The organism is Myxococcus sp. AB056, from assembly GCF_006547365.1.
In the GTDB taxonomy this organism is placed as follows: domain Bacteria; phylum Myxococcota; class Myxococcia; order Myxococcales; family Myxococcaceae; genus Myxococcus; species Myxococcus virescens.
This window is the reverse complement of the sequence record NZ_VHLB01000031.1, coordinates 1-19916: the sequence shown is the minus strand read 5'-3', so window position 1 is coordinate 19916 and position 19916 is coordinate 1. Positions and strand designations below refer to the sequence as shown.

Annotated in this window: 13 protein-coding genes; 7 read left to right on the top strand and 6 right to left on the bottom strand. The window is 67.8% G+C overall.

The window, feature by feature from the left end; all coding sequences use genetic code 11:
* Nucleotides 1-269: 269 nt before the first annotated feature.
* The 3 genes from FMP39_RS15850 to FMP39_RS15840 all read right to left on the bottom strand — a co-directional run bounded on the left by FMP39_RS15850 (nt 270) and on the right by FMP39_RS15840 (nt 6228).
* Entirely contained in the window at nt 270-4112 is a 3843-nt protein-coding gene (locus FMP39_RS15850) for an Ig-like domain-containing protein (protein ID WP_141590949.1), read from the bottom strand.
* Between the two features lie 455 nt (nt 4113-4567).
* Nucleotides 4568-5827, bottom strand: a complete 1260-nt coding sequence (locus FMP39_RS15845; protein ID WP_141590947.1) for an RNA polymerase sigma factor — start codon at nt 5825-5827, stop codon at nt 4568-4570.
* Nucleotides 5827-6228 (bottom strand): YciI family protein, encoded by a 402-nt coding sequence (locus tag FMP39_RS15840; protein WP_020477815.1) that lies wholly within the window; start codon nt 6226-6228, stop codon nt 5827-5829. The genes FMP39_RS15845 and FMP39_RS15840 overlap by 1 nt, the downstream gene beginning before the upstream one ends.
* Nucleotides 6229-6637: 409 nt before the next feature.
* Between FMP39_RS15840 and FMP39_RS15835 the strand changes: the two genes are divergently transcribed.
* Entirely contained in the window at nt 6638-8443 is a 1806-nt protein-coding gene (locus tag FMP39_RS15835; RefSeq protein WP_194858416.1) for an SAVED domain-containing protein, read from the top strand.
* Between the two features lie 20 nt (nt 8444-8463).
* Nucleotides 8464-9432: a nucleotidyltransferase gene (locus tag FMP39_RS15830; RefSeq protein WP_141590942.1), complete on the top strand. Its 969-nt coding sequence runs from the start codon at nt 8464-8466 to the stop codon at nt 9430-9432.
* A 34-nt stretch (nt 9433-9466) separates the two neighbouring features.
* On the opposite strand, the gene FMP39_RS15825 is transcribed toward FMP39_RS15830, so the two are convergent.
* Nucleotides 9467-9799 carry a protein kinase gene (locus FMP39_RS15825; RefSeq protein ID WP_194858415.1) on the bottom strand — a complete coding sequence of 111 codons (333 nt, stop codon included), beginning with the start codon at nt 9797-9799 and terminating at the stop codon, nt 9467-9469.
* 55 nt (nt 9800-9854) lie between these two features.
* On the opposite strand from FMP39_RS15825, the gene FMP39_RS38435 reads away from it, so the two are divergent.
* Both FMP39_RS38435 and FMP39_RS15820 read left to right on the top strand, forming a co-directional pair.
* Nucleotides 9855-9983 (top strand): hypothetical protein, encoded by a 129-nt coding sequence (locus FMP39_RS38435; RefSeq protein ID WP_255508497.1) that lies wholly within the window; start codon nt 9855-9857, stop codon nt 9981-9983.
* Between the two features lie 106 nt (nt 9984-10089).
* Nucleotides 10090-11754 carry a M4 family metallopeptidase gene (locus FMP39_RS15820; RefSeq protein WP_141590936.1) on the top strand — a complete coding sequence of 555 codons (1665 nt, stop codon included), beginning with the start codon at nt 10090-10092 and terminating at the stop codon, nt 11752-11754.
* Here FMP39_RS15820 and FMP39_RS15815 read toward each other — a convergent pair.
* Nucleotides 11751-15011, bottom strand: a complete 3261-nt coding sequence (locus tag FMP39_RS15815) for a hypothetical protein (RefSeq protein ID WP_228558023.1) — start codon at nt 15009-15011, stop codon at nt 11751-11753. The two genes, FMP39_RS15820 and FMP39_RS15815, sit on opposite strands and share 4 nt — an antisense overlap.
* Nucleotides 15012-15170: 159 nt before the next feature.
* Nucleotides 15171-15299, bottom strand: a complete 129-nt coding sequence (locus FMP39_RS38430; RefSeq protein WP_255508496.1) for a hypothetical protein — start codon at nt 15297-15299, stop codon at nt 15171-15173.
* Nucleotides 15300-15597: 298 nt separating this feature from the next.
* Between FMP39_RS38430 and FMP39_RS15810 the strand changes: the two genes are divergently transcribed.
* From FMP39_RS15810 to FMP39_RS15800, 3 genes are all read left to right on the top strand, one after another.
* A complete protein-coding gene (locus tag FMP39_RS15810) occupies nt 15598-15801 on the top strand; it encodes a hypothetical protein (RefSeq protein WP_141590932.1) in 204 nt (67 codons plus the stop codon).
* A 142-nt stretch (nt 15802-15943) separates the two neighbouring features.
* Complete coding sequence (locus FMP39_RS15805) at nt 15944-16867, top strand: hypothetical protein (protein WP_141590930.1); 924 nt, start codon at nt 15944-15946, stop codon at nt 16865-16867.
* A gap of 698 nt (nt 16868-17565) precedes the next feature.
* A complete protein-coding gene (locus tag FMP39_RS15800) occupies nt 17566-19557 on the top strand; it encodes a S8 family serine peptidase (RefSeq protein ID WP_228558021.1) in 1992 nt (663 codons plus the stop codon).
* Nucleotides 19558-19916 lie beyond the last annotated feature (359 nt).

Here is a 19916-nt window from a genome sequence, read left to right as displayed (position 1 = left end):
ACCATGCGAAGGTCTGGTGTAGGGGGGCAGTGCGTCACCAGAGCAGGACGCGTGCCACCTGCGCCTCGCGGGTCGTTCGAGTCATTCTGAGGCTTTGCGTCCGATGAGGCCGCTTGCGATGGGGCGCGTTGACGCGTCTGCGGAGGCTGGTGACACGTCAACGCCGGGGCCCGCGAGTCGCCCCCAGGTGAAGCCCCCGGCCCCGGACTTCGGGCCACGAGGACGGAGCGGGAACACATCCACCGCCCCCTCCTCATGGACTCAGGCCCTCACAGGGCCGTGCTGGCGTGCAGCGCGAGCACACCCTGCTGCACGGGCTGGCGCCACGTGACGCGGTAGGTGTCCGCCACGAAGTCCCACGTCACACTCCCCGCCTGGACGGGGAAGTCTCCCTGCGCGGGCGAGGCCCCCGTCCAGAAAGAGCGCGTGCCCGACGCATAGGACAGCGCCAGGTTCACCGGCATATTGAACGCGCCTCCCGTCGCCAGGCCGCAGCCCTTCGCGTCACAGCGCAGGCTGCCCGCCCAATAGGGACGGCTGACATCCGTCGCCTCTTTCAGCCACTCCGTCCCGCTCCACCGCCACCAGCTCTTGTCGGTGTGCATCCGGAACCCGCTCGGAGACGCCGCGAGCACACCTTGGCCGTCCGCCGGCGACTTGACGATGTTCTGGCCGGACCAGGCGATGCCGTTGTGGAAGATGTAGCGGAACTCGTCGCCGAAGGGCGCCATCAACATCACCGAGTTGCCCGCCGCGACGAACTCGTAGACGTCACTGGGCATGACCGGGGCCGCGATGGGCTGCCACACGCCCGCGGTGTGGATGCTCATGTTCAGGTAGAGCTCGTTTCGCTGCGCCGACAGCGCGAAGGACTCCCCCACCGTGACCAGCCGCGTGTTGTACCAACGCGCCTCCTGGAACACCCTCGGGATGAGGGTCGCCAGATCCCGCCACGCCACCCCATCCACGCTCCGCGCTCCGCGAATCTCCCACTCGCCCCACACCGCCATGAAGCCGCTGGGGCCATGCACCAGCGCCAGGTCCGGGTCCGTGGCCGCCACGCTGTCCAACAGTTGCGGCGCCCCCACCACCCCCGCCTCGGAGGACACCACCCAGATGTCCATCAGGTCCGTCTGCGTGGACGGCTGGAGATACGCCACCACCACCCCGTTGTCGTCCACCGCCACGCGGACCTTCGTGCCCGCCGGCCCCACACGCACCGGCTCCATCCACACCGTCCCGTCGAACTCCGCCAGGAAGAGACTCCACGCCCCGGCGTCGAACTGCTCCCACGCGGCGGCCCCATGGCCGTCGGACTCGAAGTGGACGGCCACGTCCCGCACGCTGCCGACGAGCGCCGGCGTCACCAGCTCGAGCCCCGAGTCCCACTGGCCGCCTCCCAGATAGCCGCGCACCACGAGCCGCCCCGGCTGCACGAAGAGCGCACCCGTGCGAGCCCCCACCGGCACCAACACCGAGGAAGTCGCCTCCCGGCCACGAAGCTGGATGCTCGGCTGCCACCCCTGCGACGTGAGCGCCGCGCCCCAGATTTCAGCCGTGGACGACTGCTGGGTCTTCTGCATCAGGACCAGCAGGTCATCCCCCGACGCCCGCACGTCGAGCACGCTGCTCAACCCCGACGCGACCACGGCCTTTGAGGTCGAGCTCCACGAGCCTCCCGTCTGCGAGACGGCGCGCACCAGCGTGGCGCTGTTGATGCCGGTCCACAACGCGACGTAGTTGCCTCGGTGGGGCACCACCGCCCAGATGTCGCGAACCGCCAGGTTGTCCACCAGCGATGGGGCCTGCCATGCCCCGTTCGCGCGCACCGACGCGAAAAGCCCGCCCGTATCGCCGAGGACCGCCGTGACGGTGCTGCCATCCGAGGCGATGCGCAGGCTCGTCATCTGCTCGGACGTGATGAGCTCACCCAGCCCCCACTCGCGCGTGTCCCGGTTGAAGAGCGCGAACTCCACCCCCTGGTTGGACACCCACGCCCGCCCGAAGCTGTCCCCCACGCGGATGTACTGCGCGTCCACCGAGGACGACACCGTGGACTCCAGCCACCGCAGCCCGTCGAACACGACCGAGACCTCCAACGTCGTGTTCCGCCCCGACGACACCAGCACCCGGTCTCCATTCAGCAGGAGGGACACGGGCGACCCCAGGTTCGAAGCCGTGAAGACCTCCGACCACTGCGTCCCATCATGGACCCGGAAGGTCTTCCCATTGACGGCATAGAGATGGTTCCCCACCCCGAACAGCCGACCGCTGATGCCGGGCGTCACGGGCGTGAAGGCCGCCCCATCGAAGAGCGCGACGGCGCCCCCCGCGAGCGAGCGGTCCGACCAGCCCACCACGAAGCGCTCGCCCCACGCGGACACCTGCGGCGCCAGCGTCATCGAGCGTCCCTCCCCCACCAGGACGGAGTCCCCGAAGCCCGAGCCGCTGTCGAAGGCCGCGCGGACCTGGATGGCCGTCCCCGTGTCCGCGTTCCACACGGCCAGCGTCCCCCGGGGGCCCGTGGCGAACACGGGCATCCCCGGCTGACCGGGACGCCCCGCGCTCACCCTCACTCCGGGAGCCACCGTGCGCACCGTGTACGTGTGCGGCGAGGCGAGGCCCGCCCCCTGCGGCGTCTGCACGTCCTTCACCGTCACCGTGTAGTTCGTGGCGGGCGCGAAGGGCGGCACGGGCCGGAACACCACCGTGTTCGTGGAGGACTCGTAGTTGACCAGCCCCGTGACGCCCTCGACGCCCACCGTCCGCGCGTTGACCGTGGCCGGGTCCAGCGGCCGGTCGAAGCTCACGCGCAGCGGGCTCCCCAGCGGCACGAAGCGCGTGTCCGGAGCCGGCGTCGCATCACGCACCACCGGCGGAGAGGGCTCCAGCTCCGTGACGAAGTGGAAGCCCCCGAACTGCGCCAGCGTGTTGCCCGCGAGGTCCTCCACGGCGCTGACCCGCCCCCGGTAGCGCGTCTGGTACTTCAGCGGCTCATTCGGCGTGAAGGCGGCGTGGAGCTTCGCGTCGTCGTAGCGCAGCGTGCCCGGAACCCGGCGGACCACCTGCGTGCCGTCGATGTTCAGCTCCTCCAGGTAGACGCGGTCCGGCGTGACGCTCTCCGGACGGAGTGGCTCGCTGAAGTGGACGATGATGGGCGCATAGCGCGCGGCCACCCCCACCGACGTCGCCTCCGGCAGCGTCCCCTGCACCCGCGGCGCGGTGGTGTCGCTCGACGCCATCACAAAGAACGAGAACGCGTGCGCCTGCGTGAGCGCATTGCCCGCCAGGTCCTTCGCCCCCGTGGAGAGTGTCCCGGTGACGAGCGCACCCGGCGCGGGCAGCGGACTGACACGGAAGGACACCGACTGGCTCGGAGCATCGTAGGAGATGACACCCGTGAGCGGCGCCGCGGGGTTCGCCCCCAGCACCTGCTCGAACCGGAGCGTGTCACCGGTGAGCGTGCGCGGGTCCATCGGCTCTTGGAAAGAGAGCGTGTACACCGGCCAGGTCGGCGACACGCCGCCCTCACCACTGCGGGGCCGCGTGGCCAGCACCTCCGGCGGCGACGTGTCCGCCTCCAGCCCCACCGTGAAGACCGATTGGTAGGGCGCCGGCAGGGACTTGCCCGACACCAGGCGCAGCGCCGTGGAGACGCCCACCGTCACCAACGTATCCGCCGTGAAGGGACGCCCCGGCGTGAAGGTCAGCGTGCGCGTGGCGGGGTCATGCGTCACCGCTCCCGCCACCGCGACGCCGTTCTCCGACACCGTGAGGACCTCCGCGCTCACGGTGGTGACATCGAGCGCCTCGGCGAACCCCACAATGACGCGCGCGTTGCGTGGGACGGCTTCCGCGTTCGACGCGGGCAGCACGTAGCCGATGAAGTCCACGCCATCCGACGTCTGCGTCCCACCATCGCCAGTCCCACCGTCCGGAAGTCCGCCATCGGGCGTGGGCTCGTGGCCCCCATCCGGCCCGCCCGCATCGGGCTCGCCCGCGGCATCCGGCGGTGTATTTCCATCAGGTTCGCTGTTCTTACAGCCAGGGACGAATGCCCAGAGGCCGAGGACGGCCAGGGCGCATCGCAGCCAGGAGAGTTTCGAGGTCATAGGGGAGTTCGCGAGACAACCACACGACGAGGTCGCACGTCCTCGCGTGCATTCAGAGCCCCCGGTGCGTCAGGGGCCGGATGTCGGCGGTGCTTCGACGCGGACCTGGGCCGTGCGCGCCCATCCCACGGATGCTGACTGCATCGACATACGCCATATCGTTGTCATCGCCTGGCGTAAATGCTCGATTCCAGAACAGATGTATCCCGAGTGTCTGACATTCCTCCGGCGTCGTCCTGCTCACTGGAGCGGACACGCGCAGGCACACCACTCAGTGGGTGGCCCTGTATGAAGTCCCCGGCCTCGGCTACGCGGCGGCCGGCCGGAAGGACGAGGCCATCTCCCGCGACAAGAAGTCGCAGGAGCTGAACCCGAAGAACGACAACGCCGTGAAGAAGCTGCGCGAGCTCGGCGCGGCGTCGGCCACGGCGAAGGAGCGCGCGGCGCTCGGGGGCCTACGCCATCTCGTCGCTCAGCCGCGCGGCCTGGGTCAGCAGGTAGTCGCGCTCGGGCAGGCTCGTGGTGCGCTCGGCCGCCTTCCGGTAGTGGACCACCGCCGCGCCCGTCTTCCCCGCGCGCTCCAGCAGGTGCGCGCGCACCGCGTCGAGCCGGTGGTTCCCCTCCAGCCGGCCCTCCCTGGCCAGCCCCTCCAGCAGCGACAGCCCGGCCTGCGGCCCGTGCACCATCGCCGTCGCGATGGCGTGGTTGAGCGCCACCATCGGGTTGTCCATCAGCCCCATCAGCACCCCGTAGAGCGCCAGTACCTGCGGCCAGTCCGTGTCCTCCGCGCGCGACGCCTCGTCATGCACCGCCGCGATGGCCGCCTGCACCTGGTACATCCCCACCGAGCCCCTCGACAGCGTCGCGGAGATGAGCGCGATGCCCTCCGCAATCATCCCCGCGTCCCACAGGCTCCGGTCCTGCGCGTCGAGCGGAATCAGCTCACCCGCGGGCCCCGTCCTCGCCGCCCTCCGCGCGTCCGTGAGCAGCATCAGCGCCAACAGCCCCGCCACCTCGCCGTCCTCCGGCAGCAGTGTGTGCAACATCCGCGTCAGCCGAATCGCCTCGCCCGACAGGTCCGTGCGATGCAACTCCGGTCCTGAGGTGGCCGTGTAGCCCTCGTTGAAGATGAGGTAGAGCACGTGCAGCACCGCGCCCAGCCGCTGCGCGCTCTCCTCCGGCGTGGGCTTCTGGAACGGCACCCCGGAGCTCTTGATGCTCTGCTTGGCCCGGCTGATGCGCTGGGCCATGGTCGCCTCGGGCACGAGGAAGGCCTTGGCGATTTCCGCCGTCGTCAACCCGCCCACCGCGCGCAAGGTCAGCGCGATGGCCGACGCCGTGGACAGCGCCGGGTGACAGCACATGAACAGCAGCACGAGCGCGTCATCCCGGCCCGCCAGCTCGTCGCCATCCAGGGACATCACGAGCTGGAGCTCCGGCGGCACCAGGCTGACCACCAGCGCCTCACGGTGGCGGCGCGCGGTCTCCGCGCGCACGTGGTCCGTGATTCGCCGCGAGGCGACCTGAATCAGCCAGGCGCGCGGGTCGTCCGGCACGCCCTCGCGAGGCCACTGCAAGGCCGCCGCGAGCAGCGCTTCCTGCACCGCGTCCTCCGAGGCTCCGAAGTCCCGAAACCGCCGGATGACCGCGCCGAGCACCCGCGGCGCGTGCTCGCGCAACAGGTGCTCGATGCGAATGTCCCTCGACTCCGTCATCACATCAGGTCGGGCGGAGGACCGCTCATCACCTGGCGGACCTCGATGGGCATGTTCATCGGCTTGCCGCCGAGCCCAGGCGCCGCCGAGGCCTCCGCGGCGATGGCGTAGGCCCGCTCCGGGCTGTCCACCTCGATAATCCAGTAGCCCGCGAGGAACTCCTTCGACTCCGGGAACACGCCATCGGTGATGGGCTTGCCGTCCGCGCCCGCGCGCACACGCTTGGCCTGGTCCGGCCCCGCCAGCCCCTCGGCCGCCACCAGCTCCCCCGTCTCCCCGAGCTTTGTCGCGAAGCCCGCCATGAACGCGATGTGCGCCTGGAGGTCCTTCTTCGGCCAGCTCATCACCTGGTACGGACCGCCGCTCGGGGTGTTCATCATCAGCATGTACTTCATCTTCATGGTGGCTCTCTCTTCTCTGGGCCTCCGCGCCCCGGCATTGGGTGCGCGTTCATTGGGATGTCGGAGCCACGCGCGAGGTCTCGACATCGCCCCGTGAAGATTATCGGCGGGCCTCGCAAGTCAGCGGAACAACTGTGTTCTTCCGCTCCGGGGGCCGCCTGCGACGCGCCGCATTATCGGCGGAATTTCAGAGGACCTGGCCCGGACGCAGCCCCCCTTGGGGTACACGCCTGCCCAGACCGCGCTCCCTTCAGGTGCGTAACAGGGGCCTGGACCTCTTGGCGCCTCTTGAGCCTCAACACCCTGCGGACTGTCACTCCTCCGAGGAGAGCCGAGCGGTAGCACAAGAAATCGCGCCACCCCGCGACGGATTTCCGCGCGAATGGCGTCTATGCACATGAGGAACTTCATGCGCGAACCGAACGACACCTCCCCGAGCGGACTCATCCTGCTGTCCCAGCCTCACCAACTCCGCATCACGCCTGGAGAAATGGCCCGAGCAGTCCCCGGTGACTACCGGGGACTGCCCCACATCCCGGTCGAGCTCGACATGGCCGAAGCCTCTGACCAGGCCAGCCGCTCCCGGGACTGGAGCTCCGCCCAGCGCACGGTGGAGGAGCTCTTTCGGTCGAAGCTCGAACCTCTGATAAGCGAGCAACCCGACTACAGGCTCATCTACTTCGGCTCATCGCCCATACCGCTCGCGTTCCAGCTGGGCTTCCTCATCGGGACCTGGCAACGAATCGAAGTCGTCCCTCATCACCATGTGCAGCGGACATGGGGCTGGCTCTCCGAACCAAGCACGCCCCCGGCGCGGCTGGCGCCCGTGAACTTCCCCGAGGAGCGGGACCGTACGCCCGGTGACGCCATCATCCGGGTATCCACCTCGCATGTCGTCGATGCCGCGATGACGCGAAGGGTGGTGACGGCCCCCATCGTGGAAGTCGACATCCGCCTGGAGACGCCTTCCGAGGACGCCTTCACGCGACAGGAGGAGATGGAGGGCGTGGCACAGGCCTTCCGCAAGGCCATGGACCTGCTCGGGGACAAATTCCCAGGGTTGCGGCGCGTCCACCTCTTCGCCTCGGTGCAGCCCGGGATGGCGCTCCTGTTGGGGGCTCAGCTCAGCCCGACCATGCACCTCCCCGTACAAACCCATCAATACGTGCGGAACGCGGGCGGCGAGGCGCACCATATACGCGCGGTGCTCGTGAATGGACCTGAGCTGCCCGCGCCCCCTCCGCTGACGCCCGAGCAGGAGCACCTCGCCCAGCAGGACCGCGAGCATCTGGAGGGAGACCTCGAGCGCATCAAAGGCCTTGTCAGTATGTCGAAGGCGTCCACCACTGGCACCTGGTTGGCCCGGCTGATTCCCGACGCGGGGACTCACCTGACCTCCGCGCATGTGCTGGCCCACCTCCCGACGCTTCAAGAGACAGGCGCACTGGAGACGGCGGTGGACATCAAGACCCGGAGCGTCGAGGACAGCTTCCGGCTCGAGCCGTCTCAGAAGTCCTGGCAGGTGGATGACCACTGGCTGACACGCCTCGCGAAGCGCCTTCCGAACGAGCAGGAACGGTATCGAGCCCTGCGCCTGCTCATCCTCCACGAGCTCGCACATCGCGGCCCACAGATGCTGACCAGCTTCACCAGTCCGGGCGTCGGCCGATTCCCTAAGGTGCTCGAAGAGGTCGACTACCACGCGGACGTCTGGGCGATGGTGCACGAGTACGTCCTGACGAAGCTGCAGTCCCCGCGTGACGTCTCGGACGTGCGCCGGTTCTTCATGGGACTGGTTCGCTGCGCGACGAGCGCGATGTGGGCCTTCGATGATGAAGGTCCTCCCCCTCAAGAGATTCAGGTGCGCCGCCTCAACCGGTACCTCATCTGGGCCTGGCAGTACCTCCTGATGGAGCGGGGAACTGGAGGCGGGCGCGAGACGACACTCGACACGGTGCTCGGGATTCTAGCGCACCGGCCCACGCTCGAGCTGGCGGGCCCCCAACTGCGCACGCGGGAGGAGCGCATCTTCTTCTCGCTCGATCACTCGCACCTGAACACGCCCGAGCTCGCCGTGTACCACGAGGGACGCTTCTACCGGCATGGGCCTCGCTCGGATTTCTCCATCGAGCACCTGCTGGGGCGCTTCCGGGACCGGGACCGGGAAGGGCTTCTCACGGCCCTGCGCCCGGTCTTCGAGCAAACCGTCCGTTGATGACTGAAAAGGAGTCTGCCATGACGTTCCAATCTCTGTTCCGCCGGTTCCACGAGGCCATCCAGCTCAAGCGATTCAGTGAGAACGCGGAGCTGATTGAGAAGCGAGACCGGGTCCTCAAGAGGCTGCGTGAAAACCTGGAGGTCCCCGTGTCTGAGCGGGCAACCTTCGAGCCCTTCAACCAGGGAAGCTATGCCATGGGCACAGGCATCAAGCCCCTGGACGGGGACTACGACATCGACGTCGGAATCGAGTTCGACATCGACTACCGGAGGTACACGCCTGTCGAGGTCAAGCGCTGGGTCTACAAGGCCATCGAGGGGCACACCGCGCGCGTCGAGTGGCGGCGCTCGTGCATTACCGTCTATTACCAGCAAGCCGGAGAGCCGCTCTACCACGTGGACCTCGCCATCATGGCGCGCGACCGGTTCACGGGGGAGACGCGGCTCGCGGTTGGTAAGGAGCACTCCGCTACCGACCAACAGGAGTGGCAACCGGATGACCGCAAGGGTTTCATGGAAGCCGTCGAGAGCCGCTTCACCGGAGAAGACGCGGCCCAGTTCCGCCGGGTGATTCGCTACCTCAAGCGCTGGAAGGACGAGCACTTCCCGAAGGAAGGGCACGCGGCGCCAACGGGCCTGGCACTCACCGTGGCGGCCTATCACTGGTTCAATCCCTCGGCGACCTGGAGCTTGGGCACCGGGAGCAAGGACTACGACGACCTGTCCGCGACAACGGCTCTCGTCACCGGGATGCTGCGAAACTTCGGCCAGGCCTGGGACGGCGCGAATCGCCGCTACGTCCCACGGCTGTCGCGCCTGCTCCCGGCCGCACCTCGCGATGACGTGTTCGAGCGCATGAGTCACCAGCAGATGCTGGGTTTCCATTCACGACTGCGCGAGCTGGAGGGTAAGCTCCTCGAAGCGAAGAGAACGCTCTCGACCACGGCGCTGCAGCGTGCGTTCGGCGACGACTTTCCGGTGTCGTAAGCACGGCATCACCGTTGGCGCGCAAGCGCGGGAGTCAATCCCCGAGCGTCGACAGTAGGTCCAGGACCTCGGAGAGCTCCGGGCGCTCCGAGGGATTCTTGGACAGCGTCCTCCCGACCAGTTCGCGGACTGATGCCGGAGCATGGGGCTCCAGCCACTGCAAGGGCGGTGGCAAGCCGACGTGGCCGAGCATCAGGGACTGCAGCTCCGAGCCACCATAGGGCAGCTGGCCCGCCAGCAGCTGGAACCAGAGGATTCCCAGCGCATGGACGTCCACCTTGAAGTCGACACGATTGGAGTCCAACCACTGCTCCGGCACCATGTACTCCCAGGTCCCGAGGAGCGCACCGCCAGCGGTCGAACGCATAAGAGGGATGGGGGCTCCCCTGTTGCGCCCTTCGATGGGAGCGTCCCGCTGGTCGATGCTCTCATCGCATGGTCGCGCCACGCCCCCGCTGTGGATGACGCTCCAGAAGAGCGCCCTGGTGGCCAACCGGGCCCACACAGAGGATGCGCTGCTGCCGCGCCACATGCCGGTACTCGCAGACTGACGACGACAAACCTGGTGCCTCAGCAATCCGGTGCGATACACCCCACGAGGTCCGTGTCGCGAGTTCCCGCGCCTGAACCGTCCAAACCGACGGGAGCCAATCCAACATGGCCTTCACGACCGCTCCTCTCCGTGCGCTCGGCATCGTTCTGGTGACGACGCGCGCACTGGCGGCCACGCCCCCGGCTGCGCCCACACCTCGTGCGCTCGTGTTCGCCCAGAATCCCGTCCGGACCCCTGTTCCCAGCGAGCAGGAGCTCCCGCTTCCTCTCTCGGGGAGACGACTGGCGCATCCGTGGATCGAGGCACTGTCCTGTGTCGTCCCCGAAGCCCATCCGCTTCCACCGGAGGACGCGCGCTTTCCTCCTGAGCGCGTCTGCTCTCTCCAGTCCACCGCCCGGCCTGATGCGCGCGGCCTCTTCGCCACACCACCCCGCCAGGACGTGGACGGGTCCTCTCCGGATGCCTTCGCGGAGGCCTCGCTCTTCTTCCACGCGGCAGCGACCTTGAACTACTTCCGTTCCCTCGGGTGGGAGCGCCCCTGGCCTGACGAGAAGCCGCCGCTCCGGCTCGTGGCGGACGTGCGGATGCCCTCACGGGACGGAAAGGTCCTCCTCCCGTGGGGCGATGCGCTCTTCGTGCCCGCCGCCGAGGGGGATGCGCGCGCGCACGACACCATCTGGTTCGGACGGGGCCCCGGGGTGAACCTCGCCTATGACGGCGACACCATCGCGCATGAGGTGACCCATGCGCTCCTGGAGCCCTTCCTGCCCCGGAGCGCCTGGCGGCTCGACACATTCGGCGCCGACGGCTCGCCTGGCGCCATCGATGAGGGGCTCGCGGACTACTTCGCCGCCGCCATCTCGGGAGACCCCTTCCTCGGAGAATACGCCGTGCGGGCTGCCGAACCCTGGCGCTCGCGCAACATCCACACGCTGGCCCGCTGCCCCGAGGCACTCGTGGGACAGCGCCACACCGACGCCCTGCTCCTGTCCTCCGCGCTCTGGGCCCTCCGTGAGCCCGCGAGCCCGTCCCAGCGTGGGGTACTGGACCGCGCGGTGCTCACCACGCTCCAGACCGTCCAGCCGGCCTCCGCGCTGTCCCTGGAGCGCTTCCTGGAAGCACTCGTCACCACGCTCACCCGAGAGGCCCCCGAGCTCGCCCGCTCCGCCCAGGAGACGTTCTCCCGCCGGGGCCTCCTTCCCGCCTGCCCGCGCGTGCTGGGGCTGGAGCCGGGGCAAAGCCTTGGAGGGAGCGCTGGAGCCTTCGTGGCTCCTGGCGGGCGCTCCCTGCGGATGAAGGGACTGGCGCCCGGCCTCCTCCAGTTCCATGCCCGTGTCCCGCCGGGGACCACGGCCATGTCCCTGCGTTTCAGGAGCGGCGCCCCCCGGCCCCCACCGGGGCAGGAGCTGACGCCATTCCACCCCGTGGTCCTCGCCAGGCGCCACCGCCCTCTTCAGTGGCGCCATGACGGCCCCCAAAGCCACTCCGACGCGGACATCACGGCGGTCCCACTGCCCGGGGCGTGGAGAAGCGCACGCATCGAAACAGAGGGCGCCTCCGACGTCTTCCTCCAACTCGCCAACGCGGGCGAGCTGGATGGCTGGTACGACCACCTCTCCCTCGAGTTCGAGAGTGGCCCTCCCGCGCCAGCCGCCCCGCCCGAGCCAGCCCCCCGCCTCCCATCTTCCTTCTGGGGATGGATGGGAGGCGCGGGCGCCGGCCTGGGAGCCTGGCTTTGGCGGAGGCGACGAAGGTCGCCGAGCGCCTAGCGGCAACTCCTGTCGAGCACGTAGCCGACGTACATGGACGTATTCGCGCTATCCACCACGAGCCCGCGGAGATAGCCATTTGCGCCACAGCCGAAGGAGTACTCGGGCAGGTTGCCCACCGTGCAGCCATCGTTCTTTCCGCCCACCCTGGGCATCACGGTGAGCGACCCCGTCTTGAGATTCCGGCACGACAGCACAATCGTCGACAGGTTTTGCGCACTGCACCAGGTCTGATTGGGCGCTCCACTGGCCCAACCGTTGATTCCGGTGACCTTCTGGACAACTTCACCGGCTGCGCAGTCCAGGGTGAAGGAATCACCATTCGTGCCCCCAATCGCGGGGGCGCTCGTGGCGGCACCGATGATCCTTCCGGAGTCGAAGCGGGCACAGCGCATCCCGAGCGCGTCCAACCAGGCGCCTTCCCGCCCGTGGATTCCGACCGCCACCTCGTCGTCCCCGCACGTGAGGACCTGGACGGTGTCGTTCTTCTCGCACTTCGTCCCCGTGGCGTCGCGCAGATACCCGGGCTTGCAGGTCCAGGGGCAGTTGGCCTGAGCAGCCGTCGGACTCGTATACACCGCGTTCGCAGGTGCGTTCGTGCAGGCGTTACGAGCATTGGAGTTCGCGGGAGACCAATACCCGATGCCCACGTCGACACAGACACCATTGGAGAGGTACTGGCCCGCATCGCAGAGGAACGACACACAGCGGTGGGGACTGGTCGACGTATCACACTCCAGACCCGCGGCGCAGTCGCTCTGCTGGAGACACACCTTTCCGCGAGAGCATGGAGCGCAGGGTCCCCCGCAGTCCACGTCGCTCTCATCCCAGTTCTTCTCACCGTTATTGCACTGCGCGCCAAAGCAGACCGGACCGATGACGGGGATTGGAGCACAGTACATCTGGTACCCCTCCTGCTGCAGCACACAGTCGGAGTTCTGCTTGCACTTCTTGCCGCTCCCGCAACGTGCACAGATGGAGCCGCCGCAATCCACGTCCGTCTCGTCGCCGGATTTCATGCGGTCCTTGCAGCGAGTCGGGACACAGAAGGTGCCGTCGCTTATCTCGGACTCGCAGTCCCCCGCCACCGCGCATCGTGCTTTCACCTTGCACTTCGCGCAGTCATTTCCACCGCAGTCGATGCCGCTCTCATCGGCGTCCTTGACACCCGTGTTGCAGTGGTTCTGCACGCACGTCCCAAAATCGACTCCGGACGCCACGGGCTTCTTGCAATACCCAGATGCACAATCCTCGGGGCGGATACAGCCCTGCCTGTTCCCGCAGGGCTTGCACTTCGAACCGCCGCAGTCGATGCCCGTTTCGTCTCCGTCCACGACACCATTGGCGCAGTGGTTCGCCGCCGAGCACTTGCCCGCGTTGCAGTACCCGAGCGCGCAGTCCGAGTTGACCAAGCACTTCTTACCCTCGGCGCAAGCGCTGCATGAGCCGCCGCCACAGTCCAGGCCCGTCTCACTCCCGTCCCGTACCCCGTTGCCACACGTGTTCGAGCAATAGCCCAGGCCGTCGTTCAGGCTGAACTTCATCTCCAAGAGCTTGAACTGATGGTTGTAGACCTCGAGGGGGCCAATGTCCCAGCCGAGGTCCACACCGGAAGAGCCCAGGTAGCTGGTTCCTGGGGGCTGAATCCGCCCCCCCACCTGGACACCGAGGTTGCCGTCGAGCCCCAGCGTGATGTCCGCCTTGGGCTTCTTCGCCTCGCAGCGCGACGCGTACTTCGCAGAGGCCACCAGCGACGCGCGGACACCAGCGTTCATTCCGAGCGCGTCGTACACGTACACGTTGATGCGGGGAATGAGCCCGCAGACAACCACGAGGCTGCCTTCACCGGTCACCGTGATGTCGGTGTTCTTCTTCTTCTCGAACTGCGCCGGCGTCGTCGTCACCTCTCCGTTCTCATAGCGAGCCTCGAACTTGAAGGTGGTGTTGTGCTCGAAGCTCACGTTCGCCTTGACGCCCGCCTTCGCCTCGAATCCACACTCGAGATCAACCTGGAGGGTTTGGGTCAGGACGACCGGCACGGGCCCGGCGAAGATGGTCTGCACCGCCGGCTTCGTGACGAGGATGTTGCGCTTCCATCCACCCGCGGGCCGCATGTCCGGATGGCCCAGATACTTCTGTTTCGCCTGGGCGAGGACGTCCTCGGCGAACTTCGTTCTCTCCGCGAGCTTGTCCTGGAGCTTCTTGCCCGTCAGGCCGTCCGCGGATTCAATCTTGGCGTTCAGGATGGCCTCGACATCGAGTTTGAGCCTGGACTTGCTATCCACGTTCAGCCACATGGAGGTCGATTGGCTCCCTCCCAGGATGGGAGGCACTTTCACACCCACCTGCACACCCGGGTTGAAGGAATAGTCCACCGACGAGTTCCCCGTGCCCTTCAGGGAGAGCTTGATTGGGGTCTTCCCCGCCTCGTTGAAGCTCTTCTCATACTCGAGCTTGAACAAGGCGCTCGAGTAGTTGTTCTTGATTTCGGGTTTGATCTCCACGCCCGTGGTAATCCCCTCGACCGTCACCGCCTTCCAGACATCCACCGCCGCGGCAGCCACCGCCTTGGCCGCGCCACCCAGTGCATCTCCCACCGCGGTGATCGCGTTCCAGATAGAGCCCAGGAAGGGGTCTCCGGGGAGCGCCGGGTCCCATTCCTCCTCTGCTTCGGGCAGCGGCTCGTCGTCGGGATTGCCCTCCGCCCTGGGAGACATGATGTTCGCGTCGACATACAGGTGCCTGGCGGCCCAATCGAGGTCGAGCTTCGAGATGTCGACGGTCTGCACTTCCGAGTAGTCGAACGTGAACTGCATCTCCCCCGTGACGATGTCCTGGAGAGCCACGGCTTCTGTCTCGACGACGAGGGTGTCATCCACCTCGGTAACGGAGACGACCCTGCGAGCGAAGCCGAGAGGATTCGCTCCCGGGCCATCGCTCGGCGCCGCCACCACCACCTTCCCTTCTTCCCAGAGCAGCACCTCGGGGTGGTCCGCCTTCGGGAAGATGAGCGTGTCCGGCCGGACGACGACGTTGCGCGCCTGCGCCTCCGTGACGACCTCCACCCAGGGCTGGGGTTGAAGGTTGTTGTAGTCGGGCTCGAACTGGGGCTCCCACACGAGGCTGTCGAGGTCCTCATGAGGACTCTTCGCCGTAAACGTGTCCGGGTTGTCCTCCTCGGGGGTCGTGTCGCCGCACGCACCTGCCAACAGGAAAGTGACGACCATCGCCAGTCCCAGGGGGGGACAGCGACTCATCCAGGGACGCTGCGAACGCCTTCGCTTGAACATCGTTTCTCCAGGAGGGGAAATGTTCGCGCCTCAGCAAACGCCGTTCCAAAGGGCAACCGCCGCGTTTTCGCACCTGGGAGGCCACGAGGACGTGGCTTGACGTGTCAACGGCACGTCCATGACGCGTCAAAGGCGCACATGAAACGCACGCACCTGTCCGAGCGATGCCTGCTGCGCGTGGCCGCGAATCGCCGAGGGCCTGCGCGGCACGGGCAAGGTGGGCATGGATGACGGCATGAGCGCCAGCGTGCCCATGCGTCGATTTCCTTGCCCTCCGACCCGGTCCCGGTTCCGGGTGGGCGCGACGCACCCGCAACGCGGCTCGGCGCTCCTGGCAAATGCCGGAGCCACAGGGTCCACACTCCGCGAGATCCGCCCGGAAGCGAGCGGCCCGCTCACCGACGTTCCCCTTTCGAGGCCCTCCCGCGCTCCGTCATGAACCAGCGCGACAGCCTCCGCGGTCCACGGACGACTTCTCCCTGAGAAGGCCCCCCGTGCGACGCGCCTGCCGGGGCGTGGAGACCGCGCCCCCGGGGAGGAGGCATGCCTCCGCATGGAAACGACTGGCACTGGCGTTGCAATGTCTCGCGGCGAGCCGTCCACGTCCGAGTACCAGTACAACCACACGTACATCGCTCAGCTCGCGCTGGCCCAGGAAGCTCCCTTGAGCCATCGGCCCACACTGGAGTGGTGGGGACAGACCATGGAGCACCTCCCGCACATCGTGAACAACCGCCCACACTGGGTCCAAGAGTAGGAGCAGCGCAAGAACGGGGGCTCGGCGCCGCCACTCCATGCCCCTGGCCCGAAAGGCATTCAACTGAAACCGACTCCTCGCGGCAAATCCTATCACACCGCCAGCACTTGACTTCCCACAGGAAGATTCATTTCATTTACAAATGCTAAATCAAACTCCGGAATATCAATCCTGCATCCAGAGCTCAGAGAAAGTCTCCTGGCGTCTTGATGACCTATTGCCCAAGGACACCGTCCTGGATTTCAGCCACCGGTTCCTTTCGGATGCACTGACGGGCGCGGAAGCCATTCCCTTCCTGAACGCGGAGGAGCGGCTGATGCTGAATCACATCCGATCCAACAGCTATGCGCACCTGTTCCTGTTCCTGGAGGAGTACGCCGTGGCCCTGGCCGCCCAGCGCGCCAGCCTCGAGTTGCACGGGAACGCGACGCACATGCGCGCGCTCCTGCGCTTCACGGAAGAGGAGCTGAAGCACCAGCAGCTCTTCGCGCGATTCACCGGCGCATTCGCCCGAGGGTTCAAGGTCGTCCCTGCCCTGCTCGACAACCACGTCGAGGTGGCACGGGCCATCATGGCGAAGTCGAATCTGGGGGTGCTCATTTTCAACCTGCACCTGGAGCTGATGACGCAGCAGCACTATCTGGAAACGGTCCGCGGAAACAATGCCGAGGCGCTGGATCCGCTGTTCTGCAACCTGCTCAAGCACCACTGGCTCGAAGAGGCGCAGCACACCCGACTGGACTTCCTGGAGGCGCAGAAGATCCTTGCCCGGGAACCCGACAAGTTGGACGAAGCCCTCACGGAGTACGCGGAGCTGCTCCAGGCATTGCGGGGGACGTTGAACGCCCAACTCGCGCTGGATCTCCAGACGCTGGAGAAGGCGGTGGGGCGCACGTTCACCCCGGAGGAACACAAGCACCTCGCCGAGTCCCAGGAGCGTTCGTATGTCTGGGGCTTCATCGGAATGGGAATGAAGGCGCCCCTCTTCCTCTCACGCCTGCGCGCGCTCTCCCCCATCGCCGAGCAGCGCATCCTGGAGCTGGCGCCGACGTACTACTGTGATTGAGGCGGGCTTCGGGACCGCCGCCTCGCCGTGACAGTCCGGACGGGCCGCCCCCCTTCCGAGGCTGGGGGGGCGACCAAAGTGTGAGGGCTCCCCCGCGCTGCTGACGGCCCATGCTCCTTTCGTCGCGCGCGTCGATGCCGGGCCGAATCACCACATCGGCTCGCTGCGCGCTACGATTTCGGCCACGAGCGCGTCCTCGGTCATCGCCTCTGATTGAAGCGCAACCGCCGGCGTAAACCACAGGCAGCCTCGCCCATTCATGAGTTCGGTCACCGCACGCGGCACGGCCCGAACTTCGTGTTCTCAACGAGCGGGACTGGGCTCGGCTGGATGCAAAACGGCTCGAAACGATGTCCGCCGCACGCGCGTGCGGTGGCCGGGTGAATGGCCTCGGTGTCCCACGTGACGTCGGGATTGGAAGTGATGATGTGCCTTCATCGTGACGTGGGCCCTGCAGCCGGGGGCCCCGACCTGGGCCTGCAGCCCCGTCCAGCGCATCAACCGCCCAGGCGAGAAGACACGTCGAACGATGGGGGAACGGCGTTGTTTCTCACGGGAATGCTCAGAGACCTGAGGAAAGTGGCCCTCCGGATTGATCAATCCCGACACCCGTGGCGTCCAAGTGGGCGCACCATGACGCCGCCCTCGCACAGGCATGACGCCTCCGCGAGAGGCGCCCCACCTCAGGCCCGCGCCCCATGTGGAAACTCCATCTCGTCCCGCTTCTGTGTCTGCTCACCATCACTACCAGTTGCACCGAACCACCCGCTCCACTCGCCCATGCGGCCCCGCGCCAGCGCCCCATTGCGAACCGATACATCGTCGTGCTCCGCCCGGAGGCCCGCTCCGCATCCCTGGGGCCCCAAAAGACGCGGGAACACGTGTCGAACCTCGCCAAGACGCATGGCGCGAAGGTGCTCCACACCTATGAGCATGCGCTCCAGGGCTTCTCGGCGGAGCTGGACGACGCGCGCTTGGAGGCGCTGCGCGCCGACGAGCGCGTGGCCTTCATCGAGCAGGATGCATGGGTGCGCCCGCTCGCCACGGCGGAGACGGTGGCGTGGGGCCTGGACCGCGTGGACCAGGAGGACCTGCCCCTGGATGGTCTCTATCGCCCGGCGCTGAGCGGCGCGGGTGTCCACGCGTACGTGCTCGACACGGGCATCCGCTCCACGCATGCCGAGTTCCAGGGACGCCTGGGCGAGGGCTTCGACGCGGTGGACCCCGACGGTGGCGCGGAGGACTGCGACGGGCACGGCACCCACGTCGCGGGCATCCTCGGTGGCACGACCTGGGGCGTGGCCCGGGCCGTGACGCTGCATCCCGTGCGCATCCTGAACTGTGACGGAGAAGGCCCCCTGTCGGGCATCATCGCCGGCATCGACTGGGTCGCCGCCCATCACCAGTCCCCCGCGGTCGCCAACCTGAGCATCGGGCTGGAGGTCTCGGAGGCGCTGGACCAGGCGGTCCGCAACGTCGTGGCCGCCGGCGTCACCGCCGTGGTGGCCGCGGGCAACTTCGGCGTCAGCGCGTGCGACGAGTCTCCTGGTCGCGCGGCGGAAGCCCTCACCGTGGGCGCCACCAACGTGGAGGACTCCCGCGCGTCATTCTCGAATCACGGCCCCTGCGTCGACCTGTACGCGCCGGGCGAGGACATTCGCTCCGCCGGCATCGCCGACGACACGGCAAGCGAGGTCTTCTCCGGTACCTCCATGGCCACCCCTCACGTCGCCGGCGCCGCCGCGCTCTACCTGGAGATCCACCCCACCGCCACCCCGGCCCAGGTGATGGACGCGCTCGCGGGCGCCGCCATCTCGGGCCGCGTGAAGAACGCCGGGCCGGGCTCCCCCGACCTGCTGCTCCAGGCGGGCTTCCGCCGCTCGACGGGGGACGTCCACCGCCCCTGGGCACACGTCGTAACGCCCTTCCCCTGGAGCACCGTGCGCGCCACCTCACGTGTGCGGGTGCTCGCCTGGGACGATGCGGCGGTCCGGCGCGTGGACCTCTGGGTCAACGGCCTCCTGCGCGCCAGTGACGACACCCACCCCTTCGAGTTCGACTGGGACACCCGGGAAGAGCTCAACGGCCCGAACTCCCTGGAGGTCCGCGCCTACGACACCGCGCTCAAGTCCTGGCGCGCCGCGCCCATGACGGTGACGGTGCGCAACCCCGACATCGCCGACTTCGATTCGACGCTCCAGGCGCCCCGCTGCACCACCCTCGCGTCCGCGTGCGACACCGGCGTGCTCGTGCGCGGCATGGGCACCGTGGGGCCAGAGCGCCATGCGCCCAACACGCTCGGTGCGAGCTGTGCGGATGGCGCCGCTGGCACCTACCTCATCACCGCGACGCTGGAGGGGCTGCGCGTCTCCAGCCAGGACGGCGGCCCTCTCACCGCCGGCAAGCCGGTGAAACTCATCGCGACCGCCTTCGGCTTCGTGCCCTTCCTGGAAGCGGTGGACCTCTTCCACGCGCCCGACGCGCGCAGCCCCCAATGGACGCATGTCGCCCGGCTCCCGCTCGAAGTGACAGGGGCGCAGGAGCTCTCCACCACCTTCACGCTGCCAGAGGGAGGGCTCCAGGCGATTCGCGGCATCCTCGGCACCCATCCCACCCCGGTCAGCTGCGCCCCGGGAGATTGGACAGACCACGACGACCTCGTCTTCCCCGTGGCCGCCTCGAGTCGCTGAAGGCCCACGGCAGCGCGCCGTTGTCGCCAGTGGGAGCGCGTCGTGTCCCCACGTCGCGGGAAGCGTGAGCTTCCTGGGCCCCGGGCGCGGATTGCCGGCGAGCTGGGGCAGGGCCCCCAGCTCGGCCTGGCGCTCGCCTGCGCCGCTTCCTCCATGCCTCGGAGTGGGGGCGGGCGGAGCGTATGTCCTCGAACCTCGAGGCTGGCGGTGCCCTTGGCAGTTCCGACTGCGCTTCGCCGGCACAGGAACGCGATGGCCGCGCGCGGGCCTCGCACACTCGCCTGGACGCGCTGCAAGGGGTGGCCTTGGCGCTGTGAGGCATCCCCAGAAGGATGGGGGCCCTGTTGAGGGGGAGGGAG